Origin of the sequence: Melaminivora jejuensis (assembly GCF_017811175.1) — a bacterium.
Classification (GTDB): domain Bacteria; phylum Pseudomonadota; class Gammaproteobacteria; order Burkholderiales; family Burkholderiaceae_C; genus Melaminivora; species Melaminivora jejuensis.
In genome coordinates, this window is sequence record NZ_JACWIJ010000002.1 from 1,531,012 (window position 1) to 1,550,570 (window position 19,559).

General features: G+C 67.2%; 12 protein-coding genes, 2 tRNA genes and 3 pseudogenes. 7 read left to right on the forward strand and 10 right to left on the reverse strand.

Translation table 11 applies throughout. From position 1 onward, the window contains the following. Positions 1-71 precede the first annotated feature (71 nt). From IDM45_RS07360 to rnr, 4 genes and pseudogenes are all read right to left on the reverse strand, one after another. Complete coding sequence (locus IDM45_RS07360; RefSeq protein WP_209422263.1) at positions 72-1,382, reverse strand: cytochrome c; 1,311 nt, start codon at positions 1,380-1,382, stop codon at positions 72-74. Next, positions 1,379-2,038 carry a c-type cytochrome gene (locus IDM45_RS07365; RefSeq protein WP_209424045.1) on the reverse strand — a complete coding sequence of 220 codons (660 nt, stop codon included), beginning with the start codon at positions 2,036-2,038 and terminating at the stop codon, positions 1,379-1,381. The genes IDM45_RS07360 and IDM45_RS07365 overlap by 4 nt, the downstream gene beginning before the upstream one ends. 142 nt (positions 2,039-2,180) lie before the next feature. After that, positions 2,181-2,948, reverse strand: coding sequence for an SDR family oxidoreductase (locus IDM45_RS07370; protein ID WP_209422264.1), 768 nt, complete (start codon positions 2,946-2,948; stop codon positions 2,181-2,183). 305 nt (positions 2,949-3,253) lie between these two features. Then, positions 3,254-5,335: pseudogene (rnr, locus tag IDM45_RS07375) on the reverse strand (ribonuclease R); the annotation flags it as partial. 19 nt (positions 5,336-5,354) lie between these two features. Between rnr and IDM45_RS07380 the strand changes: the two are divergent. Together IDM45_RS07380 and IDM45_RS07385 are read left to right on the forward strand one after the other, a co-directional pair. After that, positions 5,355-5,439, forward strand: a tRNA-Leu gene (locus IDM45_RS07380). A 213-nt stretch (positions 5,440-5,652) separates the two neighbouring features. Continuing rightward, positions 5,653-5,737: transfer RNA gene (locus IDM45_RS07385), tRNA-Leu, on the forward strand. A gap of 182 nt (positions 5,738-5,919) precedes the next feature. On the opposite strand, the gene IDM45_RS07390 is transcribed toward IDM45_RS07385, so the two are convergent. Further along, entirely contained in the window at positions 5,920-8,595 is a 2,676-nt protein-coding gene (locus IDM45_RS07390) for a DUF349 domain-containing protein (protein WP_232654195.1), read from the reverse strand. A 971-nt stretch (positions 8,596-9,566) separates the two neighbouring features. On the opposite strand from IDM45_RS07390, the pseudogene IDM45_RS07395 reads away from it, so the two are divergent. From IDM45_RS07395 to nrdR, 3 genes and pseudogenes are all read left to right on the forward strand, one after another. Continuing rightward, a pseudogene (locus IDM45_RS07395) lies at positions 9,567-10,417 on the forward strand (transglycosylase SLT domain-containing protein). A 274-nt stretch (positions 10,418-10,691) separates the two neighbouring features. Then, positions 10,692-11,936, forward strand: a complete 1,245-nt coding sequence (gene glyA / locus IDM45_RS07400) for a serine hydroxymethyltransferase (protein ID WP_209422266.1) — start codon at positions 10,692-10,694, stop codon at positions 11,934-11,936. A 36-nt stretch (positions 11,937-11,972) separates the two neighbouring features. Further along, positions 11,973-12,422, forward strand: coding sequence for a transcriptional regulator NrdR (nrdR, locus tag IDM45_RS07405; RefSeq protein WP_209422267.1), 450 nt, complete (start codon positions 11,973-11,975; stop codon positions 12,420-12,422). A gap of 96 nt (positions 12,423-12,518) precedes the next feature. Here nrdR and arfB read toward each other — a convergent pair. The 4 genes and pseudogenes from arfB to IDM45_RS07425 form a co-directional block, all read right to left on the reverse strand. Further along, positions 12,519-12,958, reverse strand: a pseudogene (gene arfB / locus IDM45_RS07410) (alternative ribosome rescue aminoacyl-tRNA hydrolase ArfB). Continuing rightward, positions 12,955-13,896: an alpha/beta fold hydrolase gene (locus IDM45_RS07415; protein WP_209422268.1), complete on the reverse strand. Its 942-nt coding sequence runs from the start codon at positions 13,894-13,896 to the stop codon at positions 12,955-12,957. The pseudogene arfB and the gene IDM45_RS07415 overlap by 4 nt, the downstream one beginning before the upstream one ends. Continuing rightward, the gene (gene aroQ, locus IDM45_RS07420; RefSeq protein WP_209422269.1) at positions 13,896-14,354 is read right to left on the reverse strand and encodes a type II 3-dehydroquinate dehydratase; all 459 of its coding nucleotides are present in this window, start codon (positions 14,352-14,354) and stop codon (positions 13,896-13,898) included. Before aroQ ends, IDM45_RS07415 begins: the two co-directional genes overlap by 1 nt. Before the next feature lie 165 nt (positions 14,355-14,519). Further along, the gene (locus IDM45_RS07425; protein ID WP_209422270.1) at positions 14,520-14,873 is read right to left on the reverse strand and encodes a hypothetical protein; all 354 of its coding nucleotides are present in this window, start codon (positions 14,871-14,873) and stop codon (positions 14,520-14,522) included. 242 nt (positions 14,874-15,115) lie between these two features. On the opposite strand from IDM45_RS07425, the gene IDM45_RS07430 reads away from it, so the two are divergent. Beyond that, complete coding sequence (locus IDM45_RS07430) at positions 15,116-16,915, forward strand: glutamine--tRNA ligase/YqeY domain fusion protein (RefSeq protein ID WP_209422271.1); 1,800 nt, start codon at positions 15,116-15,118, stop codon at positions 16,913-16,915. Positions 16,916-17,060: 145 nt separating this feature from the next. Further along, entirely contained in the window at positions 17,061-17,915 is an 855-nt protein-coding gene (locus IDM45_RS07435; protein ID WP_209422272.1) for an META and DUF4377 domain-containing protein, read from the forward strand. Positions 17,916-18,070: 155 nt separating this feature from the next. Here IDM45_RS07435 and IDM45_RS07440 read toward each other — a convergent pair whose 3' ends face one another. Continuing rightward, the gene (locus IDM45_RS07440) at positions 18,071-19,474 is read right to left on the reverse strand and encodes an aspartate ammonia-lyase (RefSeq protein ID WP_209422273.1); all 1,404 of its coding nucleotides are present in this window, start codon (positions 19,472-19,474) and stop codon (positions 18,071-18,073) included. Positions 19,475-19,559: the final 85 nt, after the last annotated feature.

Sequence of the window (19,559 nt, forward strand, 5' to 3'; positions counted from 1 at the left end):
TGTTTGAGGACGGCTATGCCGTCCGCGCTATCCTTCCCCGGCCTGAACAGCGGGGCTTGCCGCGCACCGGGTCAGAAGCCACCGCGCTCGCGTGCGCGGTGGACGGCGATGGTATCGACTTTGGCCGCCTGGTTGCCCCAGGCATTGCGGATGAAGGACAGCACATCGGCAACTTCGCCATCGCTCAGCGTCTGCATGAAGGGCGGCATACCAAAGGGCCGGGGGTTGCCAGCCGTGGCCGGGGCATAGCCACCACGCAGCACCACATGCACCAGGTTGGTCGGATCGCGCAGCAGCACGGCCCGGTTGCCCGCGAGAGGGGGGAAGGCGCCGGGCTGCCCCTCGCCCTGCTGGCCGTGGCAATCCAGGCAGTGGCGCTCGTAGACCTGCTGCCCGCGCAGCAGCGCAGCAGCCTCGGGCGCCGGCCCGGCAGCGGCTGGCGCCTGGCGTTGCGGCAAAGCCTGCAGATAGGCCACTGCCGCGCGCAGGTCGGCATCGCTCCAGTGCTGCAGGCTGTGGAAGACCACCTCAGCCATGGGGCCGGAGACACCGGCGCGTGGCGATATGCCAGTACCGAGCAATGCCACTGCTTCCTCCTCAGGCCAGCCGGCAAGGCCGGCTTCGGCTTCCACGTCCAGCGCAGGCGCATACCAGTTGCGCACCGGAATCAGACCGCCTCCCAGGCTGGCCTTGGCTATCGAAGCCCCCCAGGCGTTGCGCGGAGTGTGGCAGGCAGCGCAGTGGCCCAGTCCCTGCACCAGGTAGGCGCCGCGATTGCGCTGGGCCGTCTGCTCCGGGGTGCCAGCCTGTTGCACCAGCGTGTCGGAGCGGCCAGGGCGAAAGAACAAGGCCCGCCACACCGCCAGAGCGGCCTGGGTGCTGAATGGAAAGCGTAGGGCATGGGGCTCGCGAGCGCTGTCCACCGGCTCCAGACTCTGCAGATAGGCGAAGATGGCATCCGAGTCCTCGCGGGTGACATGCGTGTAGCTGGGATAGGGAAACGCCGGGTAGAGCAGCCGCCCATCGCGCGAGCGGCCGTTGTGCAGGGCGCGCCAGAATTGGGCTGCTGTCCAGCCGCCCAGGCCGTGCTGCACATGCGGGGACAAGTTGGGCGCCTGCACCAGGCCAAAAGGCGTCTCAATGGCGCGACCGCCACCGTAGGCCGGGCCACCGCGTGCGGTATGGCAGACGGCGCAGTTGCCCACGCGCGCCAGATAGCGGCCACGCGCCAGCACTTCAGGCGTGGCCGGCACGCTCACCTGGTGCGCAGGCAGCGGACTCTCGTCGAGCCGGTTGAGTACCACCACAGCCAGCGCCAGACCTGCCAGCAGCAGGGCCAGGACGGCCAGCACCTGCAGCCGCCGCCGATGCAGCGCCTTCATGGCGGCCCTCCAACTCTGGCCCTGACAGCAGTCCCGAGGCCGGAGCCGGCCTGCAGGCCGCCGCAGCGCAGCGGCAGTTGCTCCGGCAGATGTTCGGCGGGCTCGATCCGCGCGGGTGGCGGCTGCACCGCCAGCCATGCCGCGATGGCGCCCACATCCTGGGCACTGAGCCGCCGGGCAATGCTGGCCATGCAATCGGGCTCATGAGCTCGCCGCTGACCAGTCTGCCAGGCCCCCAACTGGCTGGCGATGTAGTCGCGCGATAGGCCAAGCAGGCCAGGCAGCCAGGGCTGGACGCCCGCCAGCGTCTCGCCGTGACAGCTGGTGCAGGCCGGAATGTCACGCTGGGCGTCGCCCCGACGCACCAGCTGCTGGCCCCGTTCGAGCAGGGCTTGTGGCACCGGTGCTGCCGGCGCTGGTGCATAGGGCAATTGCAGGCCGGCGAAATGCCGGGCGATGTCCTGCAAATAGTCGTCCGTCAGGTGCTCCAGCAGCCAGGACATCTGCGGGTAGCTGCGCCGGCCATCGCGGAAATTGAGCAACTGGTTGTACAGATAGCCGGTCGGCTTGCCGGCAATGCGCGGAAAGTAGCCACCCGGCGTTGCCCGGCCCTGCTCGCCGTGGCAGGCCGTGCAGGCCAGCACCCGCTCGCCCATGCCGGGCGCAGCCTCGGCAGCTTGCACGGCAGCGCACACCCGGGTCGGCGCTGTGCCCAGCACCGAGGCCAGGGCCACCGCCAGGGCGCCCGACAGCAGCCTCGCCGACAGCCGCCAGCGCCTGCCCTGCGCACCGTGGCCGTCAGCCACGTCCGACGAATGGCATCTTGGTCGCCATGACGGTGTGAAACAGCACGTTGGCCGACAGGGGCAGATTGGCCATGTACAGCACTGACTGGCCAACGATGTCCACATCCATCATGGGCTCGGAGGCGATGGCGCCGCTGGCCTGCAGCACGCCCTGGGTCATGCGTTCGGCCAGCTCGGTGCGGGCGTTGCCGACATCGATCTGCCCGACAGCGATGTCCCAGTTGCGCCCATCGAGCGCCGCCGTCTTGGTCAAGCCCATGACAGCGTGCTTGGTGGCGGTATAGGCGACGGACTGCGGGCGCGGCGTGTGCGCCGAGATCGAGCCGTTGTTGATGATGCGCCCGCCGCGCGGCGACTGCGCCTTCATGACGCGAAAGGCATTCTGGATGCAATAGAACATGCCGTTGAGATTGACATCGACAACGGCCTTCCAGTGCTCGACGGCCAGCTCCTCCAGCGGCACGGCGGGAGCGCCCATGCCGGCGTTATTGAACAGCACATCCAGCCGGCCAAAGTGCTGCACGGTCTGGTCGAACGCAGCACGCACGGCGGCTGGATCGGTCACATCGGCAGGCACTGCCAAGGCGCGCGCGCCGGCAGCGCCAGCATCACGCACCACGTCATGCAGGAGCGGCGCTCGCCGCCCAAGCAGAGCCACGCTCCAGCCATCGGCGAGCAAGGCCAGGGCCGCAGCGCGACCTATGCCGGTGCCTGCACCGGTGACCAGCGCAACACGCGCCGGTTTGTCCGTACTGGACATGTCTTTCTTTTCCATGACTTATTCAGCAAAAAAAGGGCCGCCAGCGGCGGCTTCAGCGCATGCTCACGAGCTTCAGCTGCGCTTGCGACCTGCCGGCTTGCCGTCGCTGGCTGCACGACTGCGGCCTGCTGGGTCTGATTTGCCATTGGGGGCGGTTTTCCTGACAGTTTTCTGCGCAGCTTTTCCGTTCTCGCCTGGTTTGTCGCGCGCCGCTCGCGCCGGCTTGCCGCCACCGTCCTGGCCGGCGTCCTTTCTGCGTCTGTCACCGTTGCGCGGGCGATTCTCGGCGCCCTGCAGGCTAGCCAGTTCGTCGCGCACCAGCCGGAAGTCGATGCGCCGCCCGTCCAGATCGACCCGGCTGACCTGCACCTGCACGCGTGTGCCGATGCCGTAGCGGATGCCGGTGCGCTCGCCGCGCAGCTCCTGGCGGGCCTCGTCGAACTTGAAATACTCCCCCCCAGTTCAGTGATATGCACCAGGCCCTCGACATACAACGCATCCAGGGTCACGAACAAGCCAAAACTGGTCACCGTGCTGACGGTGCCGCTGTACTCCTCGCCCAGATGCTCACGCATGTACTGGCACTTGAGCCAGGCTTCGACATCGCGGCTGGCCTCGTCGGCGCGACGTTCGTTGGCGCTGCAGTGCAGGCCGGCAGCTTCCCAGGCCTGCATCTCACGCAGGCTGGCCGGATTTTGCGCCCTGTGCGGCTGCTGGGTGGGCGCAGCCACCTTGGCTGCCAGGCGCTTGGCCAGCTTGAATTGCGCCTCGCCCGGCGTGGGCAAGGCCGGCAGCGTGTAGCGCGTGCCATTCAGGATGGAGCGGATGACGCGGTGTACCAGCAGATCGGGGTAGCGGCGAATGGGACTGGTGAAATGCGTATAGGCATCAAACGCCAGGCCGAAGTGGCCGCTGTTGCTGGGCGTGTAGATGGCCTGCTGCATGGAGCGCAGCAGCATGGTGTGGATCTGCTGGGCGTCCGGGCGATCCTTGGTGGCTTCGGCGATGGACTGGAAGTCGCCAGGCCGGGGCTCGTCGCCCAGTGTCATGCCCACGCCCATAGCCTTGAGATAGCCGCGCAGGATTTCCAGTTTTTCCGGCGTCGGGCCTTCGTGGACACGGTACAGGCCGGCGCGCTTGCCTTCGCCGATGAAGTCGGCGCTGCAGACATTGGCAGCCAGCATGGCCTCCTCGATCAAGCGGTGCGCCTCGGTACGCACGCGCGGCACGATTCTGTCGATACGGCCGTTGTCGTCGCAGATGATCTGCGTCTCCACGGTCTCGAAGTCCACTGCACCACGCGCATGGCGCGCCGCCAGCAGGGCGCGATAGACATCGTGCAGGTTCAACAGATCAGGCACGCGCTCCTGGTGGCGCGCAGCCTCCGGCCCGCGGGTATTGCCCAGGATGGCTGCCACGTCGGTATAGGTAAAGCGTGCATGACTGCACATGACTGCCGGGTAGAACTGGTAGGCATGGATCTCGCCCTTGGCCGTGATCAGCATGTCGCAGACCATGCTCAGGCGATCGACATGGGGGTTGAGCGAGCACAGGCCGTTGGAGAGCTTCTCCGGCAGCATGGGAATCACGCGGCGCGGGAAATACACGCTGGTGGCGCGGTCATAGGCGTCCACGTCGATGGCGCTGCCGGTTTCCACATAGTGGCTGACGTCGGCAATCGCCACCAGCAGGCGCCAGCCCTTGCTGCGGCCCACGCGGGCCGGCTCGCAATAGACGGCATCGTCGAAGTCGCGCGCATCCTCGCCATCGATGGTGACCAGTGGGATATCCCTCAGATCGACACGCTGGCGCCTGTCCTGCGCGCGCACCTTGTCGGGCAATGCCTTGGCCTGAGCCAGGGCGGCTTCGGAGAATTCATGCGGCACGCCATATTTGCGCACTGCAATCTCGACCTCCATGCCCGGGTCATCGACTTCGCCCAGCACCTCGATCACCCGACCCACCGGCTGGCCGTAAAGCGCAGGCGGCTCGGTCAACTGCACCACGACCACCTGCCCGACCTTGGCCGAGCCGGTGGCACCCTTGGGGATCAGCACATCCTGGCCATAGCGCTTGTCCTCGGGCGCGACCAGCCAGACGCCGCTTTCCTGCAGTAGCCGCCCAATGATGGGCTGCGGTGCCCGCTCGACGATCTCCAGCACGCGCCCCTCGGGCCGGCCACGCCTGTCGTGGCGCACCACGCGCACGCGCACCCTGTCCTTGTGCAACACGGCGCGCATCTCGTTGGGCGGCAGATAGATGTCCTGACCACCGCCATCGGGCAACACGAAGCCATGACCATCACGGTGGCCCTGGACGCTTCCCTCGATCTCGTCGGAAGAAATTTGAGCAGCCGCTGTGCCCGGGTGTTTTTTTTGGTTGTACAATCTCGTTCTTTCCTGAAATGCCCAGGTGGCGGAATTGGTAGACGCACTAGTTTCAGGTACTAGCGCTGAGAGGCGTGGAGGTTCGAGTCCTCTCCTGGGCACCAAGTTTAACGAGAACCCACCCGGGTCTTGACAGCAAAAGCCGCTTTCTTCGCAAAGCGGCTTTTTTGTTTCCTGCACCCGCAGGAAAGTGCTGGAAAGCGGGCTTGCCGCTGCCGAAAAGCGGCAAGCCGAATGGCAAGGAGTTTTTTTGCCGTGAGCTGGAAATTTTCCAAAAAACCAAAAAAAACAGCTTATACTTGCGGCTTCCCTGAAATGCCCAGGTGGCGGAATTGGTAGACGCACTAGTTTCAGGTACTAGCGCTGAGAGGCGTGGAGGTTCGAGTCCTCTCCTGGGCACCAAGACAAGCGAAAGCCGCTGATGATTCAATCATCAGCGGCTTTTTTGCTTTATTTTGCTTCTCCCTGCGCCGGCAAGGCGGCGCCAAGCCAGCCTGCCACACATCAGAAAACGTTGCCGGCGCAGGGCCCTGTGCGCCGGCAACGCCCGTGGACGGCCTGTCTGGGCAGGCCTGGCGTTCGCATTACTTGCGCAGCAAGACCTTGAGTGCCTGCTGCAGGCGGCGCGCCTGCGCCTCGTCACTGGCACTGGACAGCACGCGGGCAGCGTCCTGCTCCCAGGTCTGCTGCGGCGACGGATCGTTGCGGCGCGTCAGCAGCTGCAGCTGCAGGGCGCGACGCGCAGCGATCTGCTCCGCCGGAGTCGGCACCTCGGCAGCAATCTCCAGGCGCAGCAGTGCCTCGGCAGCGTCGCCGGCAGCCGGGGACGACAAAGCCTGGGCCCAGGCAGAACGTCCACTGGACGACACCTTGCCGCCCAGCTCCTGCGCGCCCGGCATCTGCGCTGCATCGCGGCTCTTCCAGGCGGTCATGAGCTGCGTCAGTGCCTCGCCGTGGGCCTGGGCAGCGAGCTTGCGCAACGTGGTCTGCGCCTGCTCCAGAGCCTCGCGCTGGGCGCGAAAAGCCGTGTCGCCCAGACGAGGGGCGCGCGGCGCAAAGGCACCGCCATCGCGCCCGCCGTCGCGGCCACGTCCGCGCTCCCAGCTGCCATCGCGCGCGCCACGCGCACCGTCACTGCCGCGTCTGTCGCCAAACCGGCCCCGGGGCTCCGGTGCGGGTGTGGCCGGCTTGCGTGCCTGGGGCCGGTCATCGCCGCGCACAGCCACAACCGGGCGGGCAGGAGCAGCCGCAGGGGCGGGAGCCGCTTCTGCATCAGCCCCCAACTCTGCCGCAGCAGCCTGGCCAACTCCTGAATCAATAGCTGCCTGCGCTTGCTGGGAGCCAGTTTCAGGCACTTTTGCCTCTGCATCCTGGCCAGGCTGGGCTTTCAATGCCGCATCCAGGGCCGCCATGGCCTCGCGGATCTTCTGGGCATCGCCCTGGGCATTGGCAGCTTCCAACGCCTTGGACGCCTCCAGCACCGCAAGGTCGCGGGCGCCGAGCTGGGCTGTGTCGCGCTCGCGCGCTGCACTCTTGCGCGAGAAGGCCTCGTCGATAGGCTTGCGGAAAGCATCCCACAGCTTCTGTTCCTGCCGGCGATCGAGCGGCACGGCCTGCGCCTCGGCCTGCCAGCGCTGCTGCAGCGCCTTGATGGCGTCGATGCGCAGTTGCGGCGCGCCGCCCAGGGCCGCAGCCTCGTCGATCATGGCGTGGCGCTGCGCCAGGCTGGCCTTTTGCGCGGCCGCCAGGGGCGCGCCAGCGTCGGCCAGCGCCTGCTTCCACAGCGGCTGCAGCTCGGCAAAGACTTTCTCGCTCACGTGGCCACCCAGGCGCCAGCGCTCGCCGAACTGGTGCAGCGCGCGGCTGGCGCCCTTCCAGTCGGGCGTAGCGGCCTCGGCCTGCTGCGCCGCCCAGGCCTTGAGCTCGTCAATCAATGCCAGACGCTGCGCACGGTGCTGGGCGCTTTCGCTGCGTACCTTGTCCAGCCAGGCCTCGACCACCTTGTGCGCGTTGTTGCAGGCCTCGTCGAAGCGCTTCCACAGGGCATGGTTGGCCGGCGCGCCCTGGTCGGCCTGTTTCCACTGCTCGCGCAGCTGGCGCAAGGTTTCCTGCATCTTGCGCCCGCCCAGCGCCTGGCCTTCGGGGCGGTTGGCCAGACCCTCGGCGCGCGCCACCAGCTCCTCGCGCACCTGATCGGCGCTCCAGCGCTGCCAGCCTTCGAGTTCGCCCGCCGCCACCAGGGCGGCATGAACCCTGTGCTCTAACTCGCCATCGATCAGCTTGCCGTGTACCTTGAGCACGGCACGCAGCGCCGTGGCCGCGCCGGCGCTGGCCTTGCCGTGGCCTTGCGCGGTTTCTTCTTCGAGCCGGGCGAGCGCCTGCTGCACGGCCTGGCGGGCGGCTTCGCGCTGGGCCGGATCGACCTTGGGGCGCGGTGGGGCAGAGGCAGTGCGCGCCTGCTCCTTTTCCGCCTCGGTGGGCTCACCACGCGCCTGGCGCAACTCATCGGCCCAGACCGGCACGGGCGGCAGCGGCGCATTGGCATCCTGGGCGGCAGCAACAGTCTGCTGCAAGGCCTGCTGGAAAGCCTCCCAGACGACCAGCAGCTGCGTGCGCGAGGACTCGAGCTGCGCCGGAAAGCGCGGCTCCACGCTGGGCCAGGCGGCATCGCCCGACAGCTCCTCGGCCTGCGCCTGCCAGCGCTGCACGTCGGCGCTGAGCAGGGGCAGCGCCTCCTGGGCGCTGGCCCAGGGTTTGGTGGACAGCACCTCGATGCGCTGCGCCAGCAAGACTGCTGCCTCGCGCTGCACCTGCACGCGGTGCTGCAGGTCTTCGATGGTCTTGATGCGCTCGGCCAATTGGCTTTTAAGCGATGACAGCGGCTCGCGTGACAGCGGCGCACCGGCCTTGGCGGCGTCGCGCTGCCAAGCCATGGCGTCGGCGATGTTGACCCGGGGTGCGGCCAGCAATGCCTCGGCCTTGCCGGCCCATTCGGCGGCAATGGCTTCCTGGGCCTGGGCGCGGCGGATTTCATCGAGCCGCTCGCGCACGGCGCGCGCCGCGCCCTTGTCGCGTGCGCTCAATTCCTTGAAGACTTCCTGCAGGCGCTCTGCAGGCGGGTTGCTGGTCAGCCACTCACGGATGCGCGCGGCGCGCTCACCCGAGGTTGCTGCCGAAAAGGCGCCACCCGTCAGGGAGTCGAGCGGATGCGGCTCGCTGGCCTTGCCCTGCGGCGCAGGAGTCTCGGGGACGTCGGACATGTTGTTGCGGGAGGAAGAAGGAAACATGGTTCTGGCAGGAGATGAGGGCTCGACACTGCCGTTCAACAGACAGAACGCCGGCGTGCTCGAGAAGAAGAGGACTGGGCAAGCGGCTTGCTGCACGCTGCTCATGGGTTGCTATTTTGGCCCGGTTTTGCTGGCAGACCGATAGCGCCCCTGTCGGCCAGGGCCACAGGCAAGGACAGGAGGTGCCGCCGCCACCTTGCTCACGGGCAGTCAGGCAGCTGCGGCGCAGCCACCTTCCTCGACTCTTCTCTTATATATATGTGTATCTGCTGCCCCATGCCCGCCTTGGGCACACAGGCCTGTACTCAGGATGGGCGGGAGCCACGGAGCCGGGGAGCCACGGAGCGGGCAGGACAGATGCAAAAAGCCCGGTGGAGGGAGTCCTGCCACCGGGCCTGACGGCGGACGCAAAGTCCAGTTGCCGTCGTTTTTTTGCACATGCGGAGGATTCTGTCCGCTGTGCGGAGGCAAGGGATTGCCTCCTTGAAACGCCCGGCTCAGGCCGGACGAATGCAAGGCTAGCAAGAGCCGCCCCACAAGGCAAGAGCAGCGTAGATCAAGCCCATCCGCAGGATGGGGCATGTCAGCCGTCAACCCTTCGAGGAGTCCTCGCCAGTCAATTTCCTGGTATCAAAAACAGTCTTTATATTCTTTATTTGTCTCAAAAACATTATTATTAGTGTTGACTGTGAATTTTGAGCGCTTCTAGAATCCGCCTGTCTCACGTACTGCCTCGTACAAACCCTTAGGTCGTCAGGATCGACCACTGCCGGTTCCGGCTTCGACAGTCCGCAAGTTTCCGCTGCGCCGCGCGCACGGCACGGACTCCAAGACAACCCACTACGGGCATGGATGCCCGGCCCGCAAGCAAGTTTTCCAGTCGGCTGCACGCCCAGGTGCGGCCCTGCCTTGCCGGGACGTTTTTTTTGCAAGAAGGATGAGCCATGACTGCGTCAGGAAAAATGACCGCCAGCGTTCGCACCTTTGTCACCAATGTCATCAACGGCTTCGTCAAGGTCACGCACAGCAGCTTTGCCCTGCTGGGCCTGGCCGTGGCTTTTGCCGCCATCGCCCTGCTGGCGCGGCCCGAACTGCGCCAGGCCGGCGAGCAGCGCTTGATGGGCTGGCTGCAGGCGCGCCAGCCCGTGGTGGCCCAGCTCGAAGCCGCCCCCGAGCCCGAACTGGTGCCCCCTGCCAACCGCCCCATCGCCATCAACCCCAAGGAGCTGCCGCGCGAACAGGCCGCTGTGGCCTACTGGCTGAGCAAAAAATACCGCGTGGCGCCCGAGCCGATCGCCGCCCTGGTCACCGAAGCCTATGACATTGGCGCCCGCGCCAAGCTCGACCCCATGCTGCTGCTGGCCATCGTGGCCATCGAGTCCAGCTTCAACCCGTTCGCACAAAGCGCGGTCGGCGCCCAGGGCCTGATGCAGGTGATGACGCGCGTGCATACCGACAAATACCAGGAAGTCGGTGGCCATCTGGCAGCCTTCAATCCGCTGGTCAACCTGCGGGTCGGCGCCAAGGTGCTGCAGGAGTGCATCGCCCGTGCCGGCTCCCTCGAAGGGGGCTGCGCTACTACGTCGGCGCCGCCAATCTGCCCCATGACGGCGGCTACGCGGCCAAGGTGCTGGCCGAGCATTTCCGTCTGCGCCAGGTCGCTGGCAGCCGCGCGGCAGCGGCGCCGGCAGGCAAGCCGGTGCTGTCCACCAAGGCGCCCGCCGATACCAGCGGCACACCCTCGGCCACCCTGCCCGCCGACAGCGACAAGGTGGCCCTGCTGGCCGGTGCCTGAGCGCGCCTGCCACTCCTTTCAGCCTTGCCCTGGCCGGCCCTGCCGCTGGGCTACACTCGCCGGGCACGCGACTGGCGATAGGCGCGGCCCCTGGACTCCAGGGTGCCGCCGCTGACGTGGAAATGCCGCAGGAAGGCCCCAAGAAGGGCGCAGTTCCTGCCAACCACTGGGAAGCGTGCCGCGCCAGGCGCAGCGATGATGCCCTGCCGCGATCCGTCGTTCGCCTGGGCAGCCCTTGGCTCCACAAGGGCCACACGTTCACCGCAACGCCACCATGTACCAACGCAACATCCTTGTCGAACAAACCGACCCCGAGGTGTGGGCCGCCATCCAGGCCGAAGACCGCCGCCAGGAAGAACACATCGAGCTGATCGCCAGCGAGAACTACGCCTCGCCCGCCGTCATGGCCGCGCAGGGCTCGCAGCTGACCAACAAGTACGCCGAGGGCTACCCCGGCCGCCGCTACTACGGCGGCTGCGAGAACGTCGATGTCATTGAGCAGCTGGCCATCGACCGCATCAAGGAGCTGTTCGGCGCCGAAGCCGCCAACGTGCAGCCCAACTCCGGCTCGCAGGCCAACCAGGCGGTGCTGATGGCCTTTGCCAAGCCCGGCGACACCATCCTGGGCATGAGCCTGGCCGAGGGCGGCCACCTCACGCACGGCATGGCGCTGAACATGAGCGGCAAGTGGTTCAACGTCGTCTCCTACGGCCTGGACGCCAAGGAGGAGATCGACTACGAGGCGATGGAAGCCAAGGCGCGCGAGCACAAGCCGAAGATCATCATCGCCGGCGCCTCGGCCTACGCCCTGCGCATCGACTTCGAGCGCTTTGCAAAGATCGCCAGGGAAGTCGGCGCCATCTTCTGGGTGGACATCGCCCACTATGCCGGCCTGGTGGTGGCAGGCGAATACCCCAACCCCGTGCCGTTTGCCGACGTGGTGACCTCGACCACGCACAAGAGCCTGCGCGGCCCGCGTGGCGGCATCATCCTCATGAAGGCCGAGCACGAGAAGGCGCTGAACTCGGCCATCTTCCCCGGCCTGCAGGGTGGCCCGCTGGAGCACGTCATCGCCGCCAAGGCCGTGGCCTTCAAGGAGGCACTGGCGCCCGAGTTCAAGGCCTACCAGCAGCAGGTGGTGAAGAACGCCCGCGTGTTTGCCGAAACCCTGATCGAGCGCGGCCTGCGCATCGTCAGCGGCCGCACGGAAAGCCACGTCATGCTGGTGGATCTGCGCGCCAAGGGCATCACCGGCAAGGATGCCGAGGCCGCTCTGGGCAAAGCTCACATCACCATCAACAAGAACGCCATCCCCAACGACCCGGAAAAGCCCATGGTGACCAGCGGCATCCGCGTGGGCACGCCGGCCATCACCACGCGCGGCTTCAAGGAAGAGGAAACGCGCATCACCGCCAACTTGCTGGCCGACGTGCTGGAGAACCCGCACGACGAGGCGCACCTGGCCGCCGTGCGCGAGAAGGTACACCAACTCACCAGCCGCTTCCCGGTCTATCGCTGACCGGCCCGGGCGCTTTCTTCCACAGCCAGGCCGGCCATGAAGTGCCCTTTCTGCAGCCACCCGGACACGCAGGTCGCCGAGACCCGCGTGTCCGAGGACGGCGCCCTGGTGCGCCGGCGCCGGCGCTGCGCCGCTTGCGACAAGCGTTTCACGACCTACGAGCGGCCCGAGGTCAACTTTCCGGCCATCGTGAAAAAGGATGGCCGGCGCGTCGAGTACGACCGCGCCAAGCTGCTGGCCTCCTTCAAGCTGGCGCTGCGCAAGCGCCCCGTGAGCACCGTGCAGATCGACAGCGCCATCGAGCGCATCGAGGAAAAGCTGTTGCACCTGGGCCAGCGCGAACTGCTGTCCAGCGCCCTGGGCGAGCTGGTCATGCGTGAGCTGCAAAAGCTCGACCAGGTGGCCTACGTGCGCTTTGCCAGCGTCTATCGCAGCTTCGAGCACGTGGATGAATTCCGCGCGCTCGTCGATGAAGTACGCCAGTGAAGCGCATTTTGCTACTTTTTATATAGCTGTCAGCGCTTATTGGGCAAGGGTTTGAATGTGATTTGACCTTCAAACCCTTTTTTGTCCGCCTGGCGCCTACCAGCCCTCCGGCCCTTGCCGGCCCCGCCGCTGGGACTTGACCTCGGCACGCCGGCTCTTGGCCTGCAGGCGGCGCTGCTGCGAGGCCAGCGTGGGGCGCGTGGGGCGTCGCTCCCTGGGCGCATGGGCCACGCTGTCCACCAGCACCTGCAGCCGCTGCAGGGCAGCGTGCCGGTTGGCCTCCTGCGTGCGGTATTGCTGCGCCTTGAGGATCAGCACGCCGTCCCGGGTGATGCGCCCGTCGGGCAAGGCCAGCAGGCGCTGCTTGACCTCGTCGGGCAGCGACGAGGCCGGGATGTCGAAGCGCAGATGCACGGCGCTGCTGACCTTGTTGACGTTCTGCCCCCCTGCCCCTGGGCGCGCACGGCGCTCAGGCTGACTTCGGCCAGATCCACCGGCAGCAGCGGCGCGCGGCGCGGCAGGGGTGCCGCACTCATGGCCTGGCGCCTCGCTGCAGGGCCAGCAGCAGGGCCTGGTGAAAGGCCTGCGGGCGCTCGAACTGCACCCAGTGGCCGGCATCCTGGATCAGCGCCAACCCCCGGAAGTCCGGCGCAGCGGCGGCATAGGCGGTCTCCAGCTCCGTAATCCATTGCCGGTACAGGGCATCGCACTGGCCGTAGATGGCGTGGACTGGGCAGGCCACCTGCCCCAGCAGCCGCGCCAGCGCATCACTGGCCGCAGCGCGCCGACGCGGCAGGCGGTCGCGCTGCACGTTGGCGGTGTGCAGCTGCAGGGCCAGGCCACCGTCGGCGTCGATCAGCGCAGGGTCGGCCAGCATCAGCTCGGCCAGGTTGTGCCGATGCACCGCTTCGTGCTGCGCAGGCGGCAGGTGGCGCCAGCCGCGCAGGGTGAACTGGCGCTGCGGCGCCACGCCCATGGCCGGCGCGCCCACCAGCACCAATTGCCGCGCCAGACTGCCATGCCCGGCCAGCAGCGCCGCAGCCACCAGGGCGCCGAAGGAAAAGCCCACCAGATCGCAGGCCAGCCCGCCGAACAACTGCTGCAGCGCCTGCGCCAGCGGCCCGGCCATGGCCTGCGCCCCGCCAATGCCGGCAGGCGGCAGGGCCGAGTCGCCAAAGCCGGGCAGATCCGCCGCCCAGACGCTGCGCCCGGCAGCGGTGAGCGCCTCGATGTTGCGCACCCAGTGCGTCCAGCTGCCGCTGCCGCCGTGCAGCAGCACCAGCGGCGCAAGGGATGGCAGGGGGGACAGTGGGAGGAGCGGCGCCGAAGCACCGCCCTGCTGCGCCGGCCCCGCCTCCCAGACATGCCAGACCATCATGCCGCTGCCGCAGGGCAGTTCGATGCGGCGCGCCTGCTGCGCCAGCCGTGCCAGGGCAGGATGGACGCGGGCAGGATCGGGATGCGCTGGCAGCATCACCACTGCGCCACGGCGTCGATGGCAAGCTGATAGCCCTGCACGCCAAAACCGCACAGCACGGCACGTGCCGCTGCCGACAGATAGGAGTGGTGGCGAAACGCCTCGCGCGCGTGGACGTTGCTGATGTGCAGCTCCACCAGCGGCACGCCCGTGCCCTTGACGGCATCGAGCAGCGCCACGCTGGTATGCGTATAGGCACCGGCATTGAAGATCAGCGCCGCCAGTTGCTGCTGCGCGTGCAGCCGCCCGGCCTCGTGTACCCAGTCCACCAGCTCGCCCTCGTGGTTGCTCTGGCGAAAGACCAGTTGCAGGCTGTGGCGCTGGCAAGCTGTGCGGCACAGCTCCTGCACATCGGCCAGGGTGTGCGCGCCGTAGATCTGCGGCTCGCGCGTGCCCAGCAGGTTCAGGTTGGGGCCATTGAGGACGAAGACGGTCTTGCCGGGATTCGAGGTCATGCAGAAAAAAGGAAGAAAAGGAAAGGCTGGGCAGGACGGACGCAGGCCAGGGGCTGGCGGCCATTATCCCGGGCCGGTGCGCCAACAGAAACGGCCCGCTGCATGGCGGGCCGTTTCCGTGGGGGCAGGAGTCTGCGCGGCCAGGCCTGCCGGCAGCAGCCGGCCTCAACGCCAGTTGCGATGGCCGCCACCGTGGTGATTGCCGCGCCCGTGATGCACCGGAGGCCGGTAGTGGTGGGGGCGCGGCGCGTAATAGACCGGCGGCGGAGCGTAATACACCGGAGCCGGCGCCCGGTACACCGGCGGGGCGTAATAGACCGGCGGTGGCGGCGTGTAATAGACCGGCGGGGTGTAGTACGAATACGAGGGCGCATTGCTGGCCCCGACCACCACGCCGGGCACGCCGACGCCGACACTCCAATAGACATCGCTGCGCGCCTGGGCAGCGCCTGCGCCGGCCAGCAGCGCCAGTGTCACTGCGGCCATGGCCCAGCGGGAACGAAAGCGGCTTGCGGTCATGACAACTCTCCTTTGGGTGGCGGCGCAACCCGCACCAGCCACCATGAAAACGAACGATCTGCCGGACACAACGCGCGAGATGCCCGAAAGGATGGCAATACTGTGCAGGATTGTTGTTTCGGGACGTAGGTTCCCCGGTCACGGCATGTAACCATGCCGCAGCCAGCTGCGGTTGCCGCAACTGGCGGCAGATACCGGCATGTTGCCGGGCCTTGTGTGCCGCTTCCCTAAAATCCCCGTCCATGAGCACACCTCCCGACAACGACACCGCCCACAAGCCCAGCAACTTCCTGCGCCAGATCATCGAGAGCGATCTGGAGCGCGGCACGCACGCCCAGCGCCTGTGGGGCGGCAGCCCCGGCGACGCGCAGCACCACCTGCAGGGCAGCGTGGACACGGCGCGCATCCGCACGCGCTTTCCGCCCGAGCCCAATGGCTATCTGCACGTCGGCCACGCCAAGAGCATCTGCGTCAACTTCGGCCTGGCGCGCTCCTTTGCCGGCACCTGCCACCTGCGCTTCGATGACACCAACCCGGAAAAGGAAGAGCAGGAATACGTGGACGGCATCATCGACGCCGTGCGCTGGCTGGGCTTCGACTGGAAGGATGCCGACGGCCACGAGAACCTGTACTGGGCCAGCAACTACTTCGATTTCATGTACCGCGCCGCCGAGTACCTGATACAGCAGGGCCTGGCCTACGTGGACGAGCAGACGCCCGAGGAAATGCGCGCCAGTCGGGGCGACTTCACCCGCCCGGGCACGGACAGCCCGTATCGCGATCGCAGCGTGGCCGAGAACCTGGCGCGTTTTCGCGAGATGCGGGATGGCAAGCTGCCTGACGGCGCCGCCGTGCTGCGTGCCAAGATCGACATGGCCAGCCCCAACATCAACCTGCGCGACCCGGCGATCTACCGCATCAAGCACGCCGAGCACCACAACACCGGCAGCCAGTGGTGCATCTACCCGATGTACACCTTCGCCCACCCCATCGAGGACGCGCTGGAGCACATCACCCACTCGATCTGCACGCTGGAATTCGAGGATCAGCGCCCGTTCTACGACTGGCTGCTCGACCACCTGAGGGAAGGCGGCCTGATCGCCGCGCCGCAGCCGCGCCAGTACGAATTCGCCCGGCTGAACCTGACCTACGTCGTCACCAGCAAGAGAAAACTCAAGCACCTGGTGGACAGCGGCACATTGACCGGCTGGGACGACCCACGTATGCCCACCATCGTCGGCCTGCGCCGGCGCGGCTTCACGCCCGAGGCCATCCGCGACTTCTGCGAGCGCATCGGCATCACCAAGGACTACGCCTGGATCGACTACGCCCTGCTGGAGGCCTGCCTGCGCGATGACCTGGAAGCGCGCGCGCCCCGCGCCATGGTGGTGCTAGAGCCGCTCAAGCTGGAGCTGACCAACTGGGCCGAGGTCTTCGGCAGCCCCGGGCACCTGGAGCACTGCGAGCTGCCCGCCCTGCCCCACGCCCGCGCGGGCCAAGAAGTGCCGCTGCGCCGCTTCACCCTGGGGCGCGAGGTCTGGATCGAGCGCGAGGACTTCGCCGAAGTGCCGCCCAAGGGCTACAAGCGCCTGTACCCTGGCAATCGCGTGCGCCTCAAGGGCGGCTACGTCATCGAATGCACGGGCTGCGAGAAGGACGAGGCCGGCAACGTCACCCGCGTGCTGGCGACAGTGGTGCCGGACACCAAGAGCGGCACACCCGGTGCCGACAGCGTCAAGGTCAAGGCCGCCATCACCTGGGTCGGCGCGCAGGACGCGCTGGCCGCCGAGGTGCGGCTGTACGACCGCCTGTTCACCGACGCCCAGCCCGACGCCGGCGGCAAGGACTACCTGGCGCTGCTCAACCCGGACAGCCTGAAGGTCGTCACCGCCTGGGTCGAGCCATCGCTGGCCGGCGCCCAGCCCGACGACAAGTTCCAGTTCGAGCGCTTTGGCTACTTCGTGGCCGACCGGCACGATCACAGCGCCGCGCGCCCGGTCTTCAACCGCATCACCGGTTTGAAGGATTCCTGGGGCAAATAGTCCTATGCAGCAGGCCGGGCGGCCGCCCTCTTGCGCCTTCTTGCACCCTCTTTGCTGGAGGCAAAGCCGCCCGTTTCCTACCTGTCGCCCGGTACAGGTCGGTTACGGTCATCGCGTCTATTTTTTGTCTTGGAGAATTCCACCCATGTTCTACGCACCCATCAAGGCCCTTTCCGCGTTGGGCCTGGCCGCTGCTTTGGCGGCCTGCGCCGGCAATCCCGCCGAGCCGACCGCCACCGCCCCGGCGACCGCTTCTGAGCGCAGCGCGCAACTCATGCAGTCCGCCCCGCCGCCGATCCCCCCTTCCGTGCTGGCGCTGGTCGGCCATGAGTGGGAGCTGGTCGCCATGAGCGATGCCCAGGGCAACACCGACACCCGCTGGCGCCAGGCCGGCCACGCCGCACCGCAACTGCTGTTTGCCAGCGGCCGCCTCAGCGTGCGCAACCTGTGCAACGTCATCAACAGCGGCTACATGATCCAGGGCAACAACATGCTGTTCGTGCCCGGCGCGGTCACCAAGCGCGCCTGCCCCGAGGCCGGCCTGATGGAGCTGGAGCAGCGCATGGGCCTGTACCTGTCGGGCAGCACCAGCTACGAAGTGCGCAACAACGCCGGCGGTCCGCCGCTGCTGGTGCTGCACTTCAGCGACGGCAGCCGCTGGGAGCTGACCGGCACACCCACAGCGCAAACCAAATACGGCGGCCCAGGCGAGCGCGTGTTCCTGGAGGTGGCGCCTGAGCGCATGGCCTGCAGCCACGGCGCGGCTGCCAACGCCCAGTGCCTGAAGGTGCGCGAAGTGCGTTTTGCCGACAACGGCGTGCGCCAAAGCGCCGGCGCCTGGCAGCCGCTGCATGGCGAGATCGAGGGCTACACCCACCAGCCGGGCGTGCGCAACGTGCTGCGCCTCAACCGCTTCGAGCGCCCGCAGCCCGTGCCTGCCGACGCCTCGGCCCAGGTCTATGTGCTGGACATGGTGGTCGAGACCGAGCAGGTGCGCTGAGCGTTCGGCGCTGGGCGCTGGGCGAGCACAGCCACAGACCACCCAACGCACAGCCTCCCACAAAAAAAGGGTTTGAGGGTCAAATCACCCTCAAGCCCTTGTCCAGCAAGCGTTGACAGCTATTATTTCAATAGCTTATCAAGACCTACAAAGCATCAATTGGCCGCTGTCAATGCGCCGCACTGCGTCAGGCGCTCGGCCACCAGCAGCTTGGCCATGTCGGCCTGGCTCATGATGCCCAGGTCTTCGGCGATCTGGGCGATCGGCTTGCCCGAGGCCATCGCCGCCTTGACGATGGAGGCCGATTTTTCGTAGCCGATCAGCGGATTGAGCGCCGTCACCAGCGTGACCGAGGCGGCGATGCGCTCGCCCAGCAGGTCGTGGTTGGCGACGATGCCCTCCACGCAGTTGACCTGCAGCGTGTGGCAGGCCTGGCTGAGGTGGCGCAGGCTCTTGTGCAGCGCCCAGGCGATCAGCGGCTCGAAGGCGTTGAGCTGCAATTGGCCAGCCTCGGCCGCCATGGTGATGGCGACATCGTTGCCGATGACTTCGAAGCACACCTGGTTCATGACTTCCGGGATCACCGGATTGACCTTGCCCGGCATGATGGACGAGCCGGCCTGGCGCGCCGGCAGCTTGATGTCGCACACACCGGCCTGCGGGCCTGACGACAGCAGGCGCAGGTCGTTGCTGATCTTGGACAGCTTGGCGGCGATGCGCTTGAGCACGCCCGAGATATCGACGAAGGCGCCAGTGTCGGCGGTGGCGGCAATCAGGTTGCCCGCCGCCTTGACCGGAACGCCGGACAGCTCGGCCAGCCGGGGCGTGACCGCATCGACATAGCCCACCGGCGCATTGATGCCGGTGCCAATCGCCGTGCCGCCCATGTTGATCTCGCACATCAGGCTGGCCGAATCGCGCAGGCGGCGCTCATCGTCGGCAATCATGCTGGCGAAAGCCTCGAACTCCTGGCCCAGCGTCATGGGCACGGCATCCTGCAACTGGGTGCGGGCGATCTTCAGGATGGGGGCGAACTCGCGCGCCTTGGCCTCGAAGGCGCCGCGCAGGCTGGCCAGCGACGCCAGCAGCGTCTGGATGCCGAACCAGGTGGCCATCTTGACCGCCGTCGGATAGGTGTCGTTGGTGCTTTGCGAGGCGTTGACGTGGTCGTTGGGGTGGATCACGTCGTAGCGGCCACGCTCCAGGCCCAGATGCTCCAGCGCGCGGTTGGCGATGACCTCGTTGGCGTTCATGTTGGTCGAGGTGCCGGCACCGCCCTGGATCACGTCGGTCACGAACTGCTCGTGCAGCTGGCCGGCGATCAGGTCGTCGCAGGCGCGCGAGATGGCGTCGGCCTGCTGCTGGTTCAGTGCGCCCAGTTGCAAGTTGGCCTGGGCGGCGGCCTTCTTGACGAAGGCGAAGGCGCGGATCAGCTCGGGCATCTGCGCCACGCTGTGGCCAGTGATGGGGAAGTTCTCCACGGCGCGCGCCGTGTGTACGCCCCAGTAGGCGTCGGGCGGGATGGTCTTGGAGCCGAGGAAGTCCTGTTCTTGGCGCATGGTCGAAAAATTCAGCGGTTGAAGATGATGAAGCGGCAAGCCGGGCCGCTGCGCCACTAGGCCAGGGGGCCGGGCGCCAGCGGAC